The 17,259-nt window shown below is 65.0% G+C and carries 18 protein-coding genes; 11 read left to right on the plus strand and 7 right to left on the minus strand.

Going from position 1 to position 17,259, the window contains the following annotated elements; translation table 11 throughout:
• Positions 1-126 precede the first annotated feature (126 nt).
• The 4 genes from BM394_RS23920 (at position 127) to BM394_RS10045 (ending at position 1,936) form a co-directional block, all read left to right on the plus strand.
• A complete protein-coding gene (locus BM394_RS23920; RefSeq protein WP_408626654.1) occupies positions 127-198 on the plus strand; it encodes a putative leader peptide in 72 nt (23 codons plus the stop codon).
• Positions 199-301: 103 nt separating this feature from the next.
• Entirely contained in the window at positions 302-751 is a 450-nt protein-coding gene (locus BM394_RS10035; protein WP_092977057.1) for a DUF4395 domain-containing protein, read from the plus strand.
• A gap of 37 nt (positions 752-788) precedes the next feature.
• Complete coding sequence (locus tag BM394_RS10040) at positions 789-1,634, plus strand: sulfurtransferase (protein ID WP_092928712.1); 846 nt, start codon at positions 789-791, stop codon at positions 1,632-1,634.
• A complete protein-coding gene (locus tag BM394_RS10045) occupies positions 1,631-1,936 on the plus strand; it encodes a DUF1416 domain-containing protein (RefSeq protein WP_092928713.1) in 306 nt (101 codons plus the stop codon). The genes BM394_RS10040 and BM394_RS10045 overlap by 4 nt, the downstream gene beginning before the upstream one ends.
• 54 nt (positions 1,937-1,990) lie before the next feature.
• Here the strand turns inward: BM394_RS10045 and BM394_RS10050 are convergent, their stop codons facing one another.
• Positions 1,991-2,740 (minus strand): methyltransferase domain-containing protein, encoded by a 750-nt coding sequence (locus BM394_RS10050; protein WP_092977060.1) that lies wholly within the window; start codon positions 2,738-2,740, stop codon positions 1,991-1,993.
• Between the two features lie 310 nt (positions 2,741-3,050).
• Between BM394_RS10050 and BM394_RS10060 the strand changes: the two genes are divergently transcribed.
• Positions 3,051-3,725, plus strand: coding sequence for a heme-binding beta-barrel domain-containing protein (locus tag BM394_RS10060; protein WP_092977066.1), 675 nt, complete (start codon positions 3,051-3,053; stop codon positions 3,723-3,725).
• 477 nt (positions 3,726-4,202) lie between these two features.
• Here BM394_RS10060 and BM394_RS23315 read toward each other — a convergent pair whose 3' ends face one another.
• The 4 genes from BM394_RS23315 to BM394_RS10080 form a co-directional block, all read right to left on the minus strand.
• Positions 4,203-4,580, minus strand: a complete 378-nt coding sequence (locus tag BM394_RS23315; protein ID WP_245780086.1) for a hypothetical protein — start codon at positions 4,578-4,580, stop codon at positions 4,203-4,205.
• A 737-nt stretch (positions 4,581-5,317) separates the two neighbouring features.
• Positions 5,318-7,687: a glycoside hydrolase domain-containing protein gene (locus BM394_RS10070; RefSeq protein ID WP_245780087.1), complete on the minus strand. Its 2,370-nt coding sequence runs from the start codon at positions 7,685-7,687 to the stop codon at positions 5,318-5,320.
• A gap of 1,203 nt (positions 7,688-8,890) precedes the next feature.
• On the minus strand, positions 8,891-9,019 hold the full coding sequence (locus BM394_RS23510) for a transposase family protein (RefSeq protein WP_139235189.1): 129 nt from the start codon (positions 9,017-9,019) through the stop codon (positions 8,891-8,893).
• A gap of 593 nt (positions 9,020-9,612) precedes the next feature.
• The gene (locus BM394_RS10080; RefSeq protein WP_092977075.1) at positions 9,613-10,461 is read right to left on the minus strand and encodes an aminodeoxychorismate lyase; all 849 of its coding nucleotides are present in this window, start codon (positions 10,459-10,461) and stop codon (positions 9,613-9,615) included.
• Between the two features lie 244 nt (positions 10,462-10,705).
• On the opposite strand from BM394_RS10080, the gene BM394_RS10085 reads away from it, so the two are divergent.
• The 5 genes from BM394_RS10085 (at position 10,706) to BM394_RS10105 (ending at position 15,040) form a co-directional block, all read left to right on the plus strand.
• Positions 10,706-11,179 carry a Fur family transcriptional regulator gene (locus tag BM394_RS10085; protein ID WP_342752667.1) on the plus strand — a complete coding sequence of 158 codons (474 nt, stop codon included), beginning with the start codon at positions 10,706-10,708 and terminating at the stop codon, positions 11,177-11,179.
• Positions 11,180-11,258: 79 nt separating this feature from the next.
• The gene (ygfZ, locus tag BM394_RS10090) at positions 11,259-12,404 is read left to right on the plus strand and encodes a CAF17-like 4Fe-4S cluster assembly/insertion protein YgfZ (protein WP_175530042.1); all 1,146 of its coding nucleotides are present in this window, start codon (positions 11,259-11,261) and stop codon (positions 12,402-12,404) included.
• A gap of 201 nt (positions 12,405-12,605) precedes the next feature.
• Positions 12,606-13,391, plus strand: a complete 786-nt coding sequence (locus BM394_RS10095) for a 3-keto-5-aminohexanoate cleavage protein (RefSeq protein ID WP_092977081.1) — start codon at positions 12,606-12,608, stop codon at positions 13,389-13,391.
• A gap of 123 nt (positions 13,392-13,514) precedes the next feature.
• A complete protein-coding gene (locus BM394_RS10100; RefSeq protein WP_092977084.1) occupies positions 13,515-14,075 on the plus strand; it encodes an RsiG family protein in 561 nt (186 codons plus the stop codon).
• On the plus strand, positions 14,072-15,040 hold the full coding sequence (locus BM394_RS10105) for an asparaginase (protein WP_217643429.1): 969 nt from the start codon (positions 14,072-14,074) through the stop codon (positions 15,038-15,040). The genes BM394_RS10100 and BM394_RS10105 overlap by 4 nt, the downstream gene beginning before the upstream one ends.
• A 172-nt stretch (positions 15,041-15,212) precedes the next feature.
• Here the strand turns inward: BM394_RS10105 and BM394_RS10110 are convergent, their stop codons facing one another.
• Complete coding sequence (locus tag BM394_RS10110; protein WP_092977087.1) at positions 15,213-16,097, minus strand: DUF8083 family protein; 885 nt, start codon at positions 16,095-16,097, stop codon at positions 15,213-15,215.
• A gap of 233 nt (positions 16,098-16,330) precedes the next feature.
• Between BM394_RS10110 and BM394_RS10115 the strand changes: the two genes are divergently transcribed.
• Complete coding sequence (locus tag BM394_RS10115; protein ID WP_092977090.1) at positions 16,331-16,507, plus strand: DUF3073 domain-containing protein; 177 nt, start codon at positions 16,331-16,333, stop codon at positions 16,505-16,507.
• A 239-nt stretch (positions 16,508-16,746) separates the two neighbouring features.
• Here the strand turns inward: BM394_RS10115 and BM394_RS10120 are convergent, their stop codons facing one another.
• Positions 16,747-17,199 (minus strand): DUF4396 domain-containing protein, encoded by a 453-nt coding sequence (locus BM394_RS10120; protein ID WP_207227462.1) that lies wholly within the window; start codon positions 17,197-17,199, stop codon positions 16,747-16,749.
• Positions 17,200-17,259: the final 60 nt, after the last annotated feature.

Below are 17,259 nucleotides of genomic sequence, written 5' to 3' on the forward strand. Positions count from 1 at the left end.
GCTCTCGCTGTGGGTCCCCCGACATCGGGTAGCCAGACCGGCACAAGAAGCGCCGGTTCGGATACATCCATCCCAACAGGTGAACAATCTTTCCGCTCGCCGCTCGTGACGGGTAATCTCCGAAGTGTGCATGTACTGCTGACCTCCAGGCGCGCTGTGGATCTGTGCCGCGTCGGAAGCAGCCTGTGTCGCGGGTGACGACCCGGGCGGCGGCACCGAATGCGATCGGTTCTCACACCGACGTGGCGGCCTTCCCCGTCCCGGCGGATTCGGCACCCTGTTCCACCAGCCAGGAGACACCATGCCCAGTGATGACCGCCTCGATCCACGCGGTGTCCGTTTCACGGCATGGATCACCAGCGGCATCCTCGTCCTGGGGCTGCTGACCGGTAGCTGGCGGATCCTGGCCGCACAGACCGCGCTGTTCGCGCTGTGCGCGTTCGTGGGGCTACGCCTCAATCCGTGGGGACACCTCTACCGGCAAACGGTGCGCCCTCGGTTGCCCGAGGGTGGCGAGCAGTCGTACGAGGACCCCGAACCGGTTCGTTTCGCCCAGGGAATCGGATTCGCCTGCACCCTGGTGGCAACCGTCGGATACGCCGGAGAGTGGCTCCTCTTGGGGGTGACGGCGAACGCGCTGGCACTGGTCGCCGCGCTGCTCAACGCCGCCTTCGGCTACTGCCTCGGTTGCCGGTTGTATCCGTTGATCCGGAGGTTGGTTCCCGCGGGCTCGACCTCCCAAATCCGCTGAGAATTCACTTCGCCGATACGAGCAAAGGAGTCGCTCGATGAGTCGTGAACAGGTCCTGGTAACCACCGACTGGGCCGAACAGAACCTGGATACCGACGGGGTCGTGTTCGCCGAGGTGGACGAGGACACCACAGCCTACGACGGTGGACACATCCGCGGCGCGGTCAAGCTCGACTGGCGCAACGAACTGCAGGATCACGTGCGGCGTGACTTCGTGGGCCGGGAGGACTTCGGCAAGCTTCTCTCCGCCAAGGGGATCTCGAACGACGACACGGTGATCCTCTACGGCGGCAACAACAACTGGTTCGCCGCCTACGCCTACTGGTACTTCAAGCTCTACGGGCACCGCGACGTGCGGCTGCTCGACGGCGGCCGCAAGAAGTGGGAGCTGGACGGCCGGGAACTGACCAAGGAGGTCCCGGAGCGCCCCGCCACCAACTACGTCGCGGGTGAGCCGGACAGCTCGATCCGCGCGTTCCGCGACGAGGTCGTGGATTCGATCGGTGAGCGCAACCTGGTCGACGTACGCTCGCCCGACGAGTTCTCCGGGAAGCTGCTCGCCCCCGCGCACCTGCCGCAGGAGTCCGCGCAGCGCGGCGGTCACATCCCCTCGGCGATCAACGTTCCCTGGAGCCGCGCGGCCAACGAGGACGGCACCTTCAAGTCGGACGACGAGCTGCGCAAGGTCTACAACGAGGCCGGGCTCGACGAGTCCAGGAACACGATCGCCTACTGCAGGATCGGCGAGCGTTCCTCGCACACCTGGTTCGTGCTGCACGAACTGCTGGGGCACCAGAACGTGAAGAACTACGACGGTTCCTGGACCGAGTACGGCTCGCTGGTCGGCGTGCCGATCGAGAACCCGAGTGAGCAGGAGGCATGATCGTGAGCAGTGGATGCGGAGCACCGGATCAGTCGACCGCGGGCGCGGACACCGGTGACCAGACCGTCGTGGCGGGCAAGGTGCGTTCCGGTGGTCAGCCGGTGGGCGGTGCCTTCGTCCGACTGTTGAACCCGGCGGGCGAGTTCACCGCCGAGGTCGTCTCCGCCGAGAGCGGTGACTTCCGGTTCTACGCGGCAGAGGGAACCTGGACCGTCCGTGCGCTGCACCGCGACGGCAGCGGCGAATCCGAGGTGGCCGCGAACGGGCCGGGGCTGCACGAGGTGGAGATCGCCGTGGCGTGACGCCGGAGGTCGGTGTCGGCGCTCCGCGCGCCGACACCACCCCCGAGCTCGGTCTCACTCCCCGACGTCGCGGGAACGCAGCAGGGCGAACGCCCGCTCATCGCGGTCCTGTGCCGCCGGATCGGAGTCCGTGGTGTTGCCGACGGTGGTGAAGTCGAGCACTTCCCACCCCGTGCGGTCGAACAACCTGCGCAGCCCGGCCTCCGAGAAGATCCAGAAATTCGTGGCGTCGTTGTTCGCCTCGGTCGGGTGGAGCAGATAGGCCACCGGCTGCTCGGCGAACCGGGTGCCGTGGTCCGGGCTCAGTTGCGCGATCCGGGTGGAGACGAAGCAGAGTTCGCTGTGCCGGGCCAACGTCTCCAACACGTAGAACGGGTTCTTCAGGTGGTACAGCAGACCGAGGAACAACACGGCGCGGTAGTGCTCGGCCGGTAGCCGGAACTGGCTGTCCAGATCCACGTCGTGGATGCCCGCCTCGGAGCCCAGCCGCTCGGCGAGCAGCCGTGCGCCACGCAGTCCGTTGTAGTTGGGAGCCGAGGTATCGACCACGTCCAGTCGGCATCCCAGCTGGGATTCCAGGAAGAAGCCCAGATCACCGTCGGCGGCGCCGATATCGGCGATCCGCTGCCCCGCCAACCGGTCGAACACGGCCCGGTTGCCCCCGGACAACAACCCGTCCAGATGAAGCATGTTGGCGATGGTGTCGAAGGGGTACCAGGGGAACTCCGGATCGATCTCGGACTTGCGCCCGAGTAGCCACTCCCGGTAGTTCATCGCCTTGTCCCGCAGCGTCGCGAACTCCATGTGATACCCGTCTCCTCGGCGCCGGCCCCAGACCCGCTGAGCACCGAAACGCGGCTTGGCAACCCTCTGGTCCGAGCAGATCATGCCTGAGACCACATCCCACTCGAGCCGGGTGGTGGTTATGCTTACGGCCGTGACACTCATCGACTTCCTGCACTACGGCCTGGTCACTCTGGTGGGGATCGCCGCCCTGGCGACGGTCTGGTTCGCCTTCTACGTGGTGTATCGCCTGCACAGCGACTGATCCACCCAGCACTGGACGGGGGAGCGGCGACGAACGCGGCGAGCCTTCGAGGTAACCTCGAAGGCGATGTCTGCCACGCCCAACCAGCCGTCCGAACAGTCCGACCCGTCCAACGGTCAACCGCAGCCCGGCAGCGGTGACGCGGCGGTGCGCGCCCAGGCCGAGCGCGCGGAGAAGACCCGCGGGCGCAACATTCCCGAGTTCGACGACCTGCCGGGAATCGGGGACACCGCGAACCTGCGCATGGGCCCGGAGCTCAACGGCGCCTGCCTGGGGCTGCTGCCGCTGGTCGGTGTCTGGCGGGGCGAGGGCGAGGCCAACCACCCCACGCTGGACGAGAAGTACCGCTTCCTGCAGCAGGTGACCTTCGCCCACGACGGCAGGCCGTTCCTGTACTACGAGAGCCGCGCCTGGAAGCTGGACGGCGAGGGCGGCGAGATCGTGGAGCCCGCCTTCCGCGAGCTGGGCTGGTGGCGGCCGCAGCCCGACGACAGCATCGAGCTGCTGCTGGTGCACTCCTCCGGCATCGCGGAGATGTTCTTCGGCAACCCCCTCAACCAGACCAGCTGGCAGTTGTCCACCGACGCGGTGCTGCGCACCCCGACCTCGGAGGACGTGACCGCCACGACCAGGCTGTACGGCGTGGTGGACGGCTCGCTGGCCTACGTCGAGGAACGCGCCACCTCGGAGCACGAGCTGCAGCCCCGCCTCTCCGCCAAGCTGGAACGCGTGGTCGGCTGACCTCAATCCTCGGGGCGTGTGGTGAGAACGCGGCGAACAACTCAGCCGGCTCCGTTCGGACTCGGTGTGACACGTTCGGCTCGGCGCTCGTTGCCGCTCTCCGGCGCGGCGAGTGCCGAGCCGACTCGCACGGGGTGAAGTCCGGACACCCACAGCCGGGAGCCCACCCCGGAGACAGCCAAAAGACAAGGGGACTCTGACACCCGTTCGGTCCCGGAGTTCGCCATGAGCAGTTCGTTCGTGTGTTGTTCGGGCTACCCCGGCTCGGACGTAGTACACGACACGAAGCAGCCAGGATATGGTGCACGGTCGTGACTACCGGACTACTGTCGCATCGCGCTGTTCACGAGCCCACATGATCCCGGCGTGTGTGGCGGCCAAAGCGCCGGGCCAGGCCGGTTTCATCGGTCCGGCCCGGGCCATCGGTTCCCGATGGGACCAACCAGGTCTCAGTCCGAGCGACGAGCGCGGGGGATCTCAGTCAGTGCCGGCTCCACGGCACGGTGCCTCGTTCCACCGACGGAGCTTGTCGGCGACCTTCCGCAGCCGGCCATCACCAGGTCCGACCTCGATCTGGAAATGCCCCTGTTTGGGCATTCTCTCGTCGCCGCCCCACCGCAGGACACCTTCGCAGTCGTTAAGGATCTCGCGCACAGTGGCCACCTGCGCGGGGAACAATCCGTCACCTGCCCCTACCGGGAACTGGTCGGGCTGAATGGCTAGAGCGGTGCCGGACAAGTAGTTGCTCTCGTACGACGCGGCCACCTTCCGGGAGGTGGTGTGCCCGACGACGTCATCGGGATCCAGCTCCTCAACCTCGTAGTGAAAACGACGCGCTGCGTGCAACAGCACCACGGCCGCATCTCCCGAGAGCAGAGCCACTGAGGCATCACTGCCCTCGATCGTGTGAGTGGGCACCGACCGGGCCCGCATCGTGCCACCGAGTACGGGCCAACCATTCGCACTCCGCCCGCTGTTCCACACGCCGGGCTCGGTAACAGCGGCGTGAGCCGAGGGAGTCAGCCCACTCGCCCACAGAACCGCGCCGCCGACCAAACCGGTGCCCGAAGCCAGCAGGCTCCGCCGGGATAACGAGGGGTCGGATACGTGATCATTCATGAGTGTCCTCTTTCTGCGACAGATTTCGACGGTTTTCTCCGAGCGAGATATAGGGCCACCACCGCGCAAACGACCGCTCCGGCCAAGAAAGCGTACAGCAGCGGGGCTACGTAGCTCGGAACCAGATCGGAAGTGTTTCCATTCGCCCACACACATTCGGCGCTCGGTGGGAAGGTTCCATAATCGATCCGTTCGAAACCACCCCCGCGAGGCCCTTCCCGCGGGAGAGATAAGCATACTTCACCCGCGTCGGGAACAGTGATCGCTCGTAGACCCCCCCAGACGTAGTCCAGAAACGCGAGAAACAGAAAAATTATAGCGGCGCACGACCAGACCCCGACAGGGTTTCTCTGATCGATAGAGGTCAGCAATTTTATCACCGAAGCGAGCAGCCCGAACACGAGCAGCGGCAACAGAAGAAAGAGCAGGAAAACCATGCCTGTATTCTACATTGTCTCGCATCTTGGGCGTTGCTACCGCGCATCCTCCTTCCCGACTATCTGCTGAATAGTGTCAGCATACCCCTCAAAGAAGGGGTTCAATTTATACGGTGGCATATCCCTGGGAATCATAACTTCCCATCCTCCGGATTTCTGGTAAGCCGCGAACCTCAACTGCTCCAGAGTGACGCCCACCTCTCTGACAAGCATGTTGGTGGCACTTTGTACCACACCTTCGACGCTTCCGCCGTACCGTTCTTCGTAGAACCGCTTGAACCTGCTGAGGTGTCCGTTTCCTCCGAGCTGATCTTGGATTGCCTTGACGACGCTCGTCCCACCTCTTACAGTCATTCCCACATGGTAACCATCGACGTCCTCGATTAGGTCACCAAAAGAGAACGAAGAAGTGGTATTGATCTTCGCGAGACGATCCATGCAGAACTTGTATCCGGAGGCGTATTCTTCGATGTTGGAGTACCATTCTCCGTACAAGGTACACAGGTCGCCACCCCAACCACCGAAGTCACCTTCGTTGGCTGCGTCCTCCCCTCCTACTCCCTTCAGGTAGACCGCATTGGCGGTGGCACCGAAGTGGTCGACGTTTACGGTCACGCCATAGGATGGGTCGGCGAACTGTTTCACCTTTCGGGGTCCATTATTTTCGACGTAGTCTATCCACGCCTCGTCGACATTCCCAATCAGTAGTTTCCAGCCACTTGCTACCCCATTGTACTTCGGATAACGGAGGTACTCCATGACGCGAAGATCAGGGTCGTCGCTTCCGTAGGAAACAGCGGTGTCGTAAAGATCCTGAATATATTGGAGGAATGCGTCGACCGGGGAACTCTTCTCGCCGACAGAGCCTACTCCTGGGTCAGTTCCCGGGCGGTGGATGTTCTTGTCAATATTTATTTCACCGCTACCTGAACCGATCGTGAGGGTCTGGATCTGATTGAAGCTCCAGTTCGCGGGCAACGGGAAACCGAGATTGCCGGAGAAACCGTACGACATACCTGACACGAAAGAATAGCGCGCGTATGCCTCATCAGAGATACGTGAGCACACATTGCGGGAGCCGTACACCCCCGCGAGGTATTTCTTGCCGTTGGAGGACAGCGCAGCTTGCACACCGAAGAAATACGGTCGGATGTACTGGTCGATCTGAGCGTCGGTGGCGTCGTAGTCCACGGCGAAATAGAGGACAGTACCGCGGTTGAACCCGTAGTGTTCGGCCCTCTCGTGAGCCTTCAACCCATGCTGGTAACCCCGGCTGTACGTGAAGTAGGTTACTTCACTACCGTAGTATTGCGAGATCGGGAAGACACGCAGCCCACCATCGAAGATGTTTTGCAGCTCACCGGGCTGGATCTCCTTGTTGTGCCTGCCGTCCTCTGGTTCGTCAAGATACCGGCCGATCACTCGGTATCCGGCATCGTACAGTGCCTGAGCACGAGCAGGAGTAATGGTGGTAACGCAGTCGGCGGCCGTACCGTCCCGGTCCGGATTTCCGCACGATACCAGCAACTGGCACCAGGTATTGTAGTCGCCTACGCCGTTGACATCGAGTACTGAGAATCCCTGAAAGACCCGTACGTACTCAGTCAGAGCAGCATCGAAGGTCTCCTTGAACGTAGTGGACGCATTACCGTCACCGTCGTCGACGGTGCCGTTGAACACGCAAGCCGCACTGAACAACTGTACGAATACTCCCGAGTCTCCTTCGGCTACTGGGTGAGCCCGTAATCCAGCCTTCGTTTTCGGACCGAAATTACCATTCACCAACGACTCAGAGAGACCGAACTCGTACTGCAATCCCTTCATCAATGCCTTCTGCACGCCACGAGAATAATGACCGTCACAGGGACTGACAAAAAAGTTCTCCCGATTAATATAACGACCGTTGAGCCATTGCTGGATTTCGCGGATCTTCTTGGAACCACCACTGAGCAGCACATAAGCGTCCATGGTCAGTAGAGCTTTGAACACCTTGGGCCGCACCGCTCCGGTTGTTCCGTCAAGTCCGGCGTCGACCTCCATCGAGACGATCGCGTTGCGCGTGTTGTTGTGGTATTCCCCGTCGACGGGTCCACCCCAATATCCTTTGCAAAAGCATGCGTGCTGCACAATCTTAACGATATTTTTGTTGGGTTCGCCCGGACCGATATTCCCATGCGCTCGCAGGTGACTCAGCGTGGAAGGACCAAAGTTGTCCGACAACGCTGTTATACCTAACTCGTGCTGCAGAGCACGAGTTAGGGAGTACATCACACTCCAACCTGTTTCACCGTCCTCCGGACATTTCTCATATCCTGAAACATCACCATAAGTTGCGTTGACCCACTTCTGTGCAGCAAGAACTTTTTCATCCATCGGTAGCCACTCTAAAATCGACAGGTTGAGCATCAGTAAATTTCACAAGTTTCACTGCATTCTACTAAAACAAATCGACCATGAACCCCTTAGAACATTGGTTATCTTGCCTGGGCATAATCTTGGTCTATGGCCGCGTCGTGGTTTTTATCGGACGAGTTGTGGACCCGGATTGAGCTGTTACTGCCGGTTCGTCCGGTCGGTAGGACGACTCCGAGGCCATTGCCGGAGCAGCAGAGTTATCGCAGGGGATCATGTTCGCACTGTTCACCGACATCGCCTGGGAAGACCTGCCCAAGACCCAGGATTCGACTCGGTGATGAAATACTGCCCCGCCTGTGGTACCGGCAAAAACCCGGGGCTTCGAACAAGCCCACAAGACATTACTCGCTGAACTCAACGCCGCTGGCGAGATAGACTGCTCACGGGCGTGTGCAGATACTTCCAACATCTGCGCACCAGAAGGGGCCACGAACGATCCGAGCCCCATCGATTGGTCCCAGACCGACTCGAAAACCATCTGATCCGTGGCGGTGGTTTGTCGCTGAGCGGCGGCAACCGCAAAGACATCACCCAACTCCTCCTGTCGAGACGGTACCGCTCGTAGACTGGAACCAACTTCCCACTAATTTTTCAGAATAAAGTTCTTTTGATTAAAATTTCGAAGCAAAAACGATCATCACAAAATCCCCTCCCGATGTCAACTATGACCTATCTCATTCCTAAACTTAACTCTCTAGGTTGCTCAGTATTTCTGTTTTTGCTATTAAGGACAAATTTAGACTTTCCGGGGGATCCAGTGCCGCCGTACAGGCTATTGCGATTCCTCAAAAGGAAACAATTCATTGCAATTTGAATATAGAGCGCTTATCAGGTTAGCGATCTTTGCCTGAGATAATCTTGGTGTGGCTGTGACGTAGGGTGTATCAGACGAGTTGTGAGAGCGGATCGAGTCGGTTTTGTCGGTGTGTCCGGTCGGTAGGACGACTCCGAGGCCATTGCCGGAGCAGCAGAGTTATCGCAGGGGATCATGTTCGCACTGTTCACCGACATCGCCTGGGAAGACCTGCCCAAGACCCAGGATTCGACTCGGTGATGAAATACTGCCCCGCCTGTGGTACCGGCAAAAACCCGGGGCTTTGCCAGTTGGCATCAGGAAATGCTTGCCGAACTCAGTGCGGCTTGGATGCTGGGGGCGGTTTTTCTGGGGCTGGCGATGAGGTGTTCCGAGACGCGTCATCGCTGTGTGATTAGGACGAAGCCGCGTTCGTCCAGGCCGCGGAGTCCACGGATCAGGGCGTTGTATGCGCGGTTGTCGGCGTCGAGGATCTGGGTGCCGGGTGGTTGTTTGATGGGGGTGTGCACGCCGATACCGGTGCCGTCGTAGCCACCATCGGCCAGGCTCGGAGGCCCGTGAGCTGCTGCTGCCTACAGCGCGGGCAGCACGTGTTCGTGGGCTGCGGTCAGGTCATGGGGCGAGCCGGGTTCCTCGTCGGAGAGAGCCATAGTGGGAATCCGTTGGGCGCCGACAGGACCTGGATCGTGCCACCGTGCTCGCCGGTCTTGCCGGAGTAGCACAGGTCGATGGTTTTCCCTGAACACTGCTGGTTTTCTCGGCAAGACGGTCGGTGGTGACCACCGTGTCGTCGAGAACGACGGAGGCATGGACGTCCTCGTGGGCCTGCCGCAGCGCCTGATGAAGATCCGGTGAGTGGTCAGCGAGCACGGTGATGATCTCATCGACATACCGATACGCCGTGGCCCGCGAGACCTGGCGATCACGATCCGCCTTGCCCGGATCGGTGTGGTCGCGAAACCATCGCACTCCCAGCCCAGCCTGCCAAAGGCAGGTCAGCACCCGCGTGTCGGCACGGGTACCGCAAGGCCGAGTAAGTTCTGCGTCCGGAGGTCGGTGACGCGGTGTGGGGCGACCGAGGGCGGGAACCGGTCCTGATCCGTCAGTACTGCGACTCGTAGAGCTTGCAGATCCGCTCGTGCAATCCCGGGTCGGTGGCCACGGGCGTGCCTTCCACGGTGTGCACCTGGGTGATCTTGCGGATGCTCGACGCCAGCCAGACACCGTCGGCCCGCCACAACCGCTCGGCGGTGATCGGCTCCACGGCGGTCGACCAGCCGGCCTCCTCGGCGGCCCGGAACAACGCACCCTGGGTGGTGCCCCGCAGGATGCCGGAACTCGGCGGTGGGGTCGCCAGCCTGCCGCCCTCCGCCAGCACCACGTTGGAGGTGGGCCCCTCCAGCAGCGAACCGTCGGTCGCCGTGAACACGACCTCGTCGGCGCCGCGCCGCTCCGCCTCGCGCAGGGCGGCCATGTTGACCGCGTAGGACAACGTCTTCGCCGAGAGCAGCAGCCAGGGAGCGCGCTCCATCATCCCGGGGTCGATGCCGCGCTCCAGGGTCACCACGGAGATGCCCTCGGCACGCTTGCGCATCAGCTCCGCCGACAGCGACTGCCCCGAGACGAACGCGGTCGGGGTGCCGTCCCCGCCGTCCAGGCCCCTGGTGCACACGAGTTTGATCGCGCTCTCCGGCTCGCTGTCCCACGGCCACTCCGCGAGCACCGCCCGCACGGCGCGTCGCCAACTCGCCCGTTCGGGCAGCGGCAGCTCCATCAGCCGGGCGGAACGCTCCAACCGGTCCAGGTGGGCCTCGATCTCCCGTGGATTACCGTCGACCGCCAGGATCGTCTCGAAGATCCCGTCACCACGCTGCACCCCGAGATCGTCGGAACGCAGCAGCGGGGCCTCGGGGTCGGCCAGGGTGCCGTCCAGCAGAGCCAGAATGCGCATACTCGCAGCCTAGAACCTACGCACCCGGGTGCCCGAGCGGGCCGCGCCGGCTCACCCGGTCGTACGATCGGAACCGAGAGTCGGCCGAAGCGCTGGAGAACGTTGCGCGGACCGTTACCCGCGGGGAGCTCGGATGAGGCAGGACGACGAACGGGGCACGAACACGACACCGTCGGGCGCGGGTCCGGCGCGGAGTGCCACGAAACCCGCGCTGCGGCGCACACTGCACCGACGGGGCAGGCGCATGACCCCGCAACGCCAGCTGGTGCTGGACGCCGTGCGGGAGCTGGCCCACGCGACCCCGGAGCAGGTGTGCAGACACGTCCAGCGCACGACGCCGACGGTCAACATCACCACCGTCTACCGCGCCCTCGACCTGCTGGAGCAGCTCGGGCTGGTGCGGCACACCCACCTGGGGCACGGGGCTCCCACCTACTCCGTGGAGGAGCACGAACACGTGCACCTGGTCTGCCACCGCTGCGGCGGGATCGACGAGGTCCCCTGCGAGTGGTTCGAAGAGCTCGGTGGGCTGCTGCGCAGCGAACGCGGCTTCGCGCTGGACGCCACCCATCTCGCGCTGTCCGGGACCTGCGCCACCTGCCTGGCCGAGGAGGCGGACCAGGACGGGAATATCGAGGCTCCGCACGGAGCTGACCCTGTCGAGGGCGACCCTTTCAAGGGCGATCCTGCCGAAGGCGGCCCTGTCGAGAGCGACTGAGTCGCCACGTGAACACCGAACAGCACCCGACCGGACGGCCCCGCGACCGAACCGCCGGGGATCCCCCGATGGGAGAAGGATGAACTCACCGCTGCTCGAACTTCCCGGTGCGGTTCCCGCACCCGAGGACTCCCCCGATTTCGGGGTGCCGTGGCACTTCGGCGACCCGTTCGGGGAGCAGCGCGCGGCCGCGCGTGGCGCCGCGATCGTGGATCGTTCGCACCGGCAGGTGATCGCGGTACCGGGCGGGGAACGCCTGAGCTGGCTGCACCTGGTGCTGTCCCAGCACCTCACCGAACTGGCGGAGGACCGGGGCACCGAGGCGCTGGTGCTGGACAACCAGGGCCGGGTGGACAGCCACATGATGGTGGCCCACCACGACGAGGTGGTCTACCTGGACTGCGAAGCAGGCTCCACGGCGACCAGCGCACTGCCCACCATGGGCACCGACGGCACCCAGTCGCTGCCGGAGTACCTGGAGGCGATGCGCTTCTGGTCCGATGTCCAGCCGCGCGAGGCCACCGAGGAGTTCGCCGTGTTCACCGTGATCGGGCCACGGGCCGGCGAGGTGCTCGAGGAGTCCGGCGTGACGGTGCCCGCCGAACCCTACGGGGTGAGCGGACTGCCCGGCGGTGGCCTGGTGCGGCACGTGCCGTTCCGGCAGATCTTCACCGCGGACCTGCTGGTGCCTCGGGATTCGATGGTCGACTGGTGGATGCGGTTGACCGGGAACGGCGCGCGCAGAGCGGGCAGCATGACCTATGAGGCGCTGCGCGTGGAGGCGCTGCGCCCCCGAGTGGGACTGGACACCGACGACCGCGCCATCCCGCACGAGTTGGGCTGGATCCACACCGCGGCTCACGTGGCCAAGGGCTGCTACCGCGGCCAGGAGACCGTGGCCAAGGTGCACAACGTGGGCAAGCCGCCGCGCAGGATGCTGCTGCTGCACCTGGACGGTTCGGTGGAGATACGTCCCGAGACCGGTGATCCGGTGCTGCACGGCGAACGCACCGTGGGACGGGTGGGCAGCGTGGTGCTGCACCACGAGCTCGGCCCGGTGGCGCTGGCGCTGTTGAAGCGCTCGGCCCCCGTGGACGAGGAGCTGCTGGCCGGCGATGCCGAGCAGGAACGCCAGGTGGCCGCGGCGGTGGACCCGGAGTCGGTGCCCCCGGACACCGGGGAGCCGCCGGGCAGGATCGCCGCGCAGCGGGTCCGCGGGCGCTGATCGGGTGACGCGTCCCCGCAGCCGTCGGATCGGCGGCTCGTGCGCCACGGTCATTCCGAACGACGGGTCGCCTGCCGACGCCGTTCGGGTGAGACCGCCGTACGACCACCGTGCGAGAGCCGTCGAGCCGCGTCGGTGAAATCCGGGAACAGTGCTCGCCACGGGGGGCACCGCGAGGTGCGGCTGTGCCAAGATCGAAGCATGACAGCGCCGTCAACCGATCCAGCCAGCTCGCGGGCGCGACCGGGAACGATCATCACGGTCGCGGTGACGGGAGCCCACGCGAAAGCCGATGTCCCCGCACTGCCGGTGGGCAGCGAGGAGGTCGCCGCGGCGGCGGCTTCCTGCGCACGGGTGGGTGCTTCCGTCATCGACCTGGAGCCGCGACACGACACCTCGGTTCCGGACGTGGTGGCCGCTGTCCACAACCGGACGGACCTGGTGGTGCGGGTGGCCGCCTACGCCCGGTCGGAAACCCTGACCACCCTGCTGGACTCCGGCGCCGAAGTGCTGACCTGTCCGGTGGACGCACCGGAGGACTTCGTCGCCGCACTGCGGGAAGGAGCGCGGGCACGGGGGATCGCGGTGCACCACGAGGTGCGGGAGCTGGGACAGCTGGACACGCTGCGAGTGCGTTGCGCGGCGGAAACCGGGCCGGTGCACGCGGTTCTGGTCTTCGGTTCGGCCGTCGACTCCGGTATGCACGGTGACCCGGAGACGTTGAGCAGGGCCGTGGCACGGCTGCCGGAGGGGGCGAGCTACACGGTCACCGGTCTGGACGACACGGCAGTGCCGATGCTGCTGGCCACGTTGGCGACGAACGGGCACGTCCGGGTGGGAATGGCGGACACACTGGAGTACTCGCCGGGAGAACCGGTGCGGGACAACGCACAACTGGTGGCACGTGCGGCTGGTGTGGCGAAGATAGCGCAGCGATTGCCGCTGTCGGTATCCCACGTTCGTGGAGTGTTCGGCCTGTCCGGGTGATTCAACCGGGCGGCACACCTCCGAACACCCCAAGTGGTGGATCGCCTCCCCTAGGATGTGGGTAATCGAGCGCCGAAGTGCCGGCTCCGGCGAAGTCAGCGCCTGGATGCAGAGGATTTAGCCGTGATCGAAGTGCGCCCCGGAGGCCGCCGACGCATCGACCGGGTTCTGGACCCGGAGTTCGCGGGCGGTCTGGAACAACGTGATCTCGATGAAGTCCGCTCGTTGCGGGACGAAGCCGCACAGGAGGAGACCGACCTGTCCTATCTGCGCCGGATGCTGCACGCGCGGATCGACATCGTGCGGGCGGAACAGCGCAGACGCGCCGAGAACGGCTCCGCCACGGTGGTGGAGGAACTGGTCGGCATCCTCTCGGACAACGCCGTCGGACCGGCCACCGGTTCGGGGCGGTACCAGACTGTGGAACCCTCGCGGGTCGAGGCGCACCGCAGGCACGTGGAGGCACTGGTCTCGGATGTGGACCTGTCCGACGTGATGTCGCTGTCGGCCGCGAAGCTCGACGCCGCGCTGCGGGCCTTCGAGTCGGAGGAGGAGTCCGTCTCCACCAGGCGCAAGCAGGTGCAGGCGGTGGTCGACGCGCTCAACGACGAGATCGCCCGACGGTATCGCGAGGGCGTCGCCTCGGTGGACGAATTACTGGCCGCGGAAAGGGACGGGCATTGAACGAGCAGGTCGAGCTGACTCCGCTGGTGGAGCTGGTTCGTGGCGAGATCCGGGAAGGGCTGCACCACGGATCCGTGGTGGTACTGGCGCCGGACGGGCGGGTGTCGCACTTCGCGGGTGAGGTCAACCGCCCGATGTACCCGCGTTCGGCGAACAAACCGGCGCAGGCGGTGGGAATGCTGCGGGCCGGGCTGCGGCTGGACGAGGAGGTCGACCTCGCCATGGCGGCGGCGTCCCACAACGGGGAGCCGGAACACGTGCTGCGCACCAGGGAGGTGCTGCACCGCCACGACCTGACCGAGGACGCGCTGAGCTGCCCCACCGACTGGCCGCTGCGGGAGGACGAGCGGGACCGGCGTGCTTCCGAGGGATTCGGCAAGCAGCGCATCACCATGAACTGCTCGGGCAAGCACGCCGCGATGCTGGCCACCTGCACGCAACGGGGTTGGGCCACCGAGGACTACCTGGATCCCAAGCATCCGCTGCAGATCGACCTGCACGAGGCCGTGTCCGACCTGGCGGGCGAACCGATCGACTCGGTCTCGGTGGACGGCTGCGGGGCTCCGCTGTTCGCGCTCTCGCTGACCGGGCTCGCCCGTACGTTCCGGAACATGGTCACCGCGGCCACCGATACGCCCGAACGGCGGGTGGCCGACGCCATGCGGGCGAACCCGTGGTTCGTGGCGGGGACCGAGCGCGAGGACACGCTGCTGATGCGCGCGGTCCCGGGCCTGTTGAGCAAGTCGGGGGTCGAGGGCGTGCTGGCGCTGGCACTGCCCGACGGGCACGCGATCGCCCTGAAGATCGCGGACGGCTCGGCGCGGGCCAGGCTGCCGGTGGCGGTGGCCGCGCTGCGCGCGGTGGGGATCGACGACGAGAACCTGGCGGAGCTGGCGGAGAGCGGCGTGCTGGGCGGAGGTCGCCGGATGGGCACCGTCCGCGCGCTCAAGGGACTGTTCGACTGATCCCGACCGGCGTTGTCCTGTCCTGACGAGCGGGGTCCTGACGAGCGGGGTCCTGACGAGCGGGACCCGGACGAGCGGGGTTCGGGCGGTCACCGAAGTGGCGGAGGCCGCCCGGCCCGTCGGTCGAGTGCCCACGTCGAGCCGGTGGGAAGGCTCCGATCAGTTGCTGCGATCAGTTGTAGCGTTCGTGCGCGGCCAGCTCGGCCCAGAACTCGCGCAACGCCTCGTAGCGCTCCCCCACCTCGGTGGTGTGACCGAGCTCCATGGCGTCGACGATCGCGTGCACGTCCTCGGCGGAGGAATCCGCTTCCAGATCCGCGTCGGACATCATCTGCACCAAACCGCCGTAGTCCAGTTCGACGGCCGCGTGGGGGTGGAACCGTTCCAGCCAGCGCCCGGTCTCCCGCAGGATCTTCGGTGGCCCCTCGTCGCCGAGGGTGTTCCTCGTGACGGTGTGCGCCCGGGAGACCCGCCTGCGGGCGTCCGCCATCGAGGTCAGCCAGTAGAGCCGCCTGATCCGCCCGTGCTCGTCGTGGAGCACGGTGCGCTGCTCCGGATCCACCACGGCGAACCACGGCAGCGGGATGGTCCAGGTCGAGGAGATCACGTGGACCGCGCTGTCGGAGAGCTCCTGCACCACGGCGGAGGCCTTGGACTTGGCGGTGTCCTCGGGAACGTTCAGGGCGGCTGTTCGCAGCGGGGGGTCCGCCGCGCCGATGAAACCGACCAACGCGGCGGCGGCGCGACCGCGCAGGTCCAGCGGGCAGACGAGCGGTCCCGGCCCCACGGCGGAGGACTCCCCCGTGGGAACCTCCTCGGCGTCGAGGGCCAGCACCTCGTCCGGCCCCTGGGCGGTACCGTCGACCGCTTCACCCGGAAGCAGTCGCGGACGGATGGACAGTTGGGTACGCAGCCACCTGTTCTGTTCCCGAGATCCCACTCCGACCGGATCCACAGCACCCTGATCCAGCGCTTCGGAGAGCTGTTCACGTCGGGGCGACTCGAATGACGACAGGGGCTCGTACACCCTCATGTAGGCGACGAACGGCTCCGGCACAGCGTGTATGTTGCCATGCCGGTGGAACGGGATCGGCAGTGCCCGTCCCGTGTGACAACCGCCGGGAACCGCTGCGGCCCACATCACCCGCCGCAGGTAGAGCGGGTTGGCCTACCACGTCGCGAAGAACCGCATCGGCACGGTACGGTAGTTACAGGAAAAGGTTGTCGAGATTCATGCGGGGCCGCCGTTCCCCTGGCCGCCCCGCAAACCCTGCGCGAGGGGGTCGAGCCATGGGGCGCGGCCGTGCCAAGGCCAAGCAGACGAAAGTGGCCCGCGAGCTGAAGTACAATTCCCCCAGTGTTGACCTCGGGGCGTTGGAGCGTGAACTTTCCTCTGACTACACCCCTGAGTGGTACGAAGAGGAAGATTACTACGACGACGACAGGGACGACGACCACCGAAGCTGAACGCGGCCACGTCGACGAGTGACGGGTTCATTCGTCGAACGGGTTTCGGGTTCCTGTCGGCGGGCGAGTCAACGGCCGGCATCACGACCGACCGGGACTGATGCGCCGGTTACGCGACCGATTGTTCGGAGATCCCACCGAGTTGTGTCACCGTTTTCGGTGAGGCGGCTCGGTGGGTTCCGTATTGTCCGGACGAAATTCTCCGGAGGAAGCCCGCGTCGGGCCCGGGTACGAACGGCTCAGTGCGCGTGCGCGCCGTGCACCACGGCGTGCCCCAGGCCACGACCGATCATCCACTTGTTCACCGGCAACGCCAGCAGGAAAGCCATCGCCAGCGCGAACGCCAGCGCCGCCCAGAAGAACCAGTCGGCCAGCCCGGCGTGCATCGCCCCGGGGATGCCCACCATCACCAGGTTGTCCACCAGCTCCATCACCGCGATCGAGAGGGTGTCGGCGGCGAGGGCCAACCGCAGCGCCCGCTTGAACCCCACCCCGGCACGCAGCACACCGCGCATGGTGAGGCTGTAGCCGAACACGAACGCCAGCACGACGGCGAGAGCGACGGTCGCGGCGTTGTGCAGTCCCAGCGCGGTTCCGATGACCATCCCCAGGACCTCGCCGATGGCGCAGCCGGTCAGGCAGTGCAGCGTCGCCGAAGCGGCCATGGCCCAGGAAGCGGCGGGTGTCGACATCGGCTCCTCCTCGATCGCGACTCCTTCCGCCCAACGGGTACCCCAGAGGGGTATATTCCA

Source organism: Actinopolyspora lacussalsi subsp. righensis (assembly GCF_900116555.1).
Taxonomy (GTDB): Bacteria; Actinomycetota; Actinomycetes; order Mycobacteriales; family Pseudonocardiaceae; genus Actinopolyspora; species Actinopolyspora lacussalsi.

Excerpts from the sequence above, each read along its gene's own strand:
- BM394_RS10035 (WP_092977057.1), top strand. The coding sequence starts at position 302 with ATGCCCAGTGATGACCGCCTCGATCCACGCGGTGTCCGTTTCACGGCA.
- BM394_RS10040 (WP_092928712.1), top strand. The coding sequence starts at position 789 with ATGAGTCGTGAACAGGTCCTGGTAACCACCGACTGGGCCGAACAGAAC.
- BM394_RS10045 (WP_092928713.1), top strand. The coding sequence starts at position 1,631 with ATGATCGTGAGCAGTGGATGCGGAGCACCGGATCAGTCGACCGCGGGC.
- BM394_RS10050 (WP_092977060.1), bottom strand. The coding sequence starts at position 2,740 with ATGGAGTTCGCGACGCTGCGGGACAAGGCGATGAACTACCGGGAGTGG.
- BM394_RS10060 (WP_092977066.1), top strand. The coding sequence starts at position 3,051 with ATGTCTGCCACGCCCAACCAGCCGTCCGAACAGTCCGACCCGTCCAAC.
- BM394_RS10070 (WP_245780087.1), bottom strand. The coding sequence starts at position 7,687 with ATGCTCAACCTGTCGATTTTAGAGTGGCTACCGATGGATGAAAAAGTT.
- BM394_RS10080 (WP_092977075.1), bottom strand. The coding sequence starts at position 10,461 with ATGCGCATTCTGGCTCTGCTGGACGGCACCCTGGCCGACCCCGAGGCC.
- BM394_RS10085 (WP_342752667.1), top strand. The coding sequence starts at position 10,706 with ATGACCCCGCAACGCCAGCTGGTGCTGGACGCCGTGCGGGAGCTGGCC.
- ygfZ (WP_175530042.1), top strand. The coding sequence starts at position 11,259 with ATGAACTCACCGCTGCTCGAACTTCCCGGTGCGGTTCCCGCACCCGAG.
- BM394_RS10095 (WP_092977081.1), top strand. The coding sequence starts at position 12,606 with ATGACAGCGCCGTCAACCGATCCAGCCAGCTCGCGGGCGCGACCGGGA.
- BM394_RS10115 (WP_092977090.1), top strand. The coding sequence starts at position 16,331 with ATGGGGCGCGGCCGTGCCAAGGCCAAGCAGACGAAAGTGGCCCGCGAG.
- BM394_RS10120 (WP_207227462.1), bottom strand. The coding sequence starts at position 17,199 with ATGTCGACACCCGCCGCTTCCTGGGCCATGGCCGCTTCGGCGACGCTG.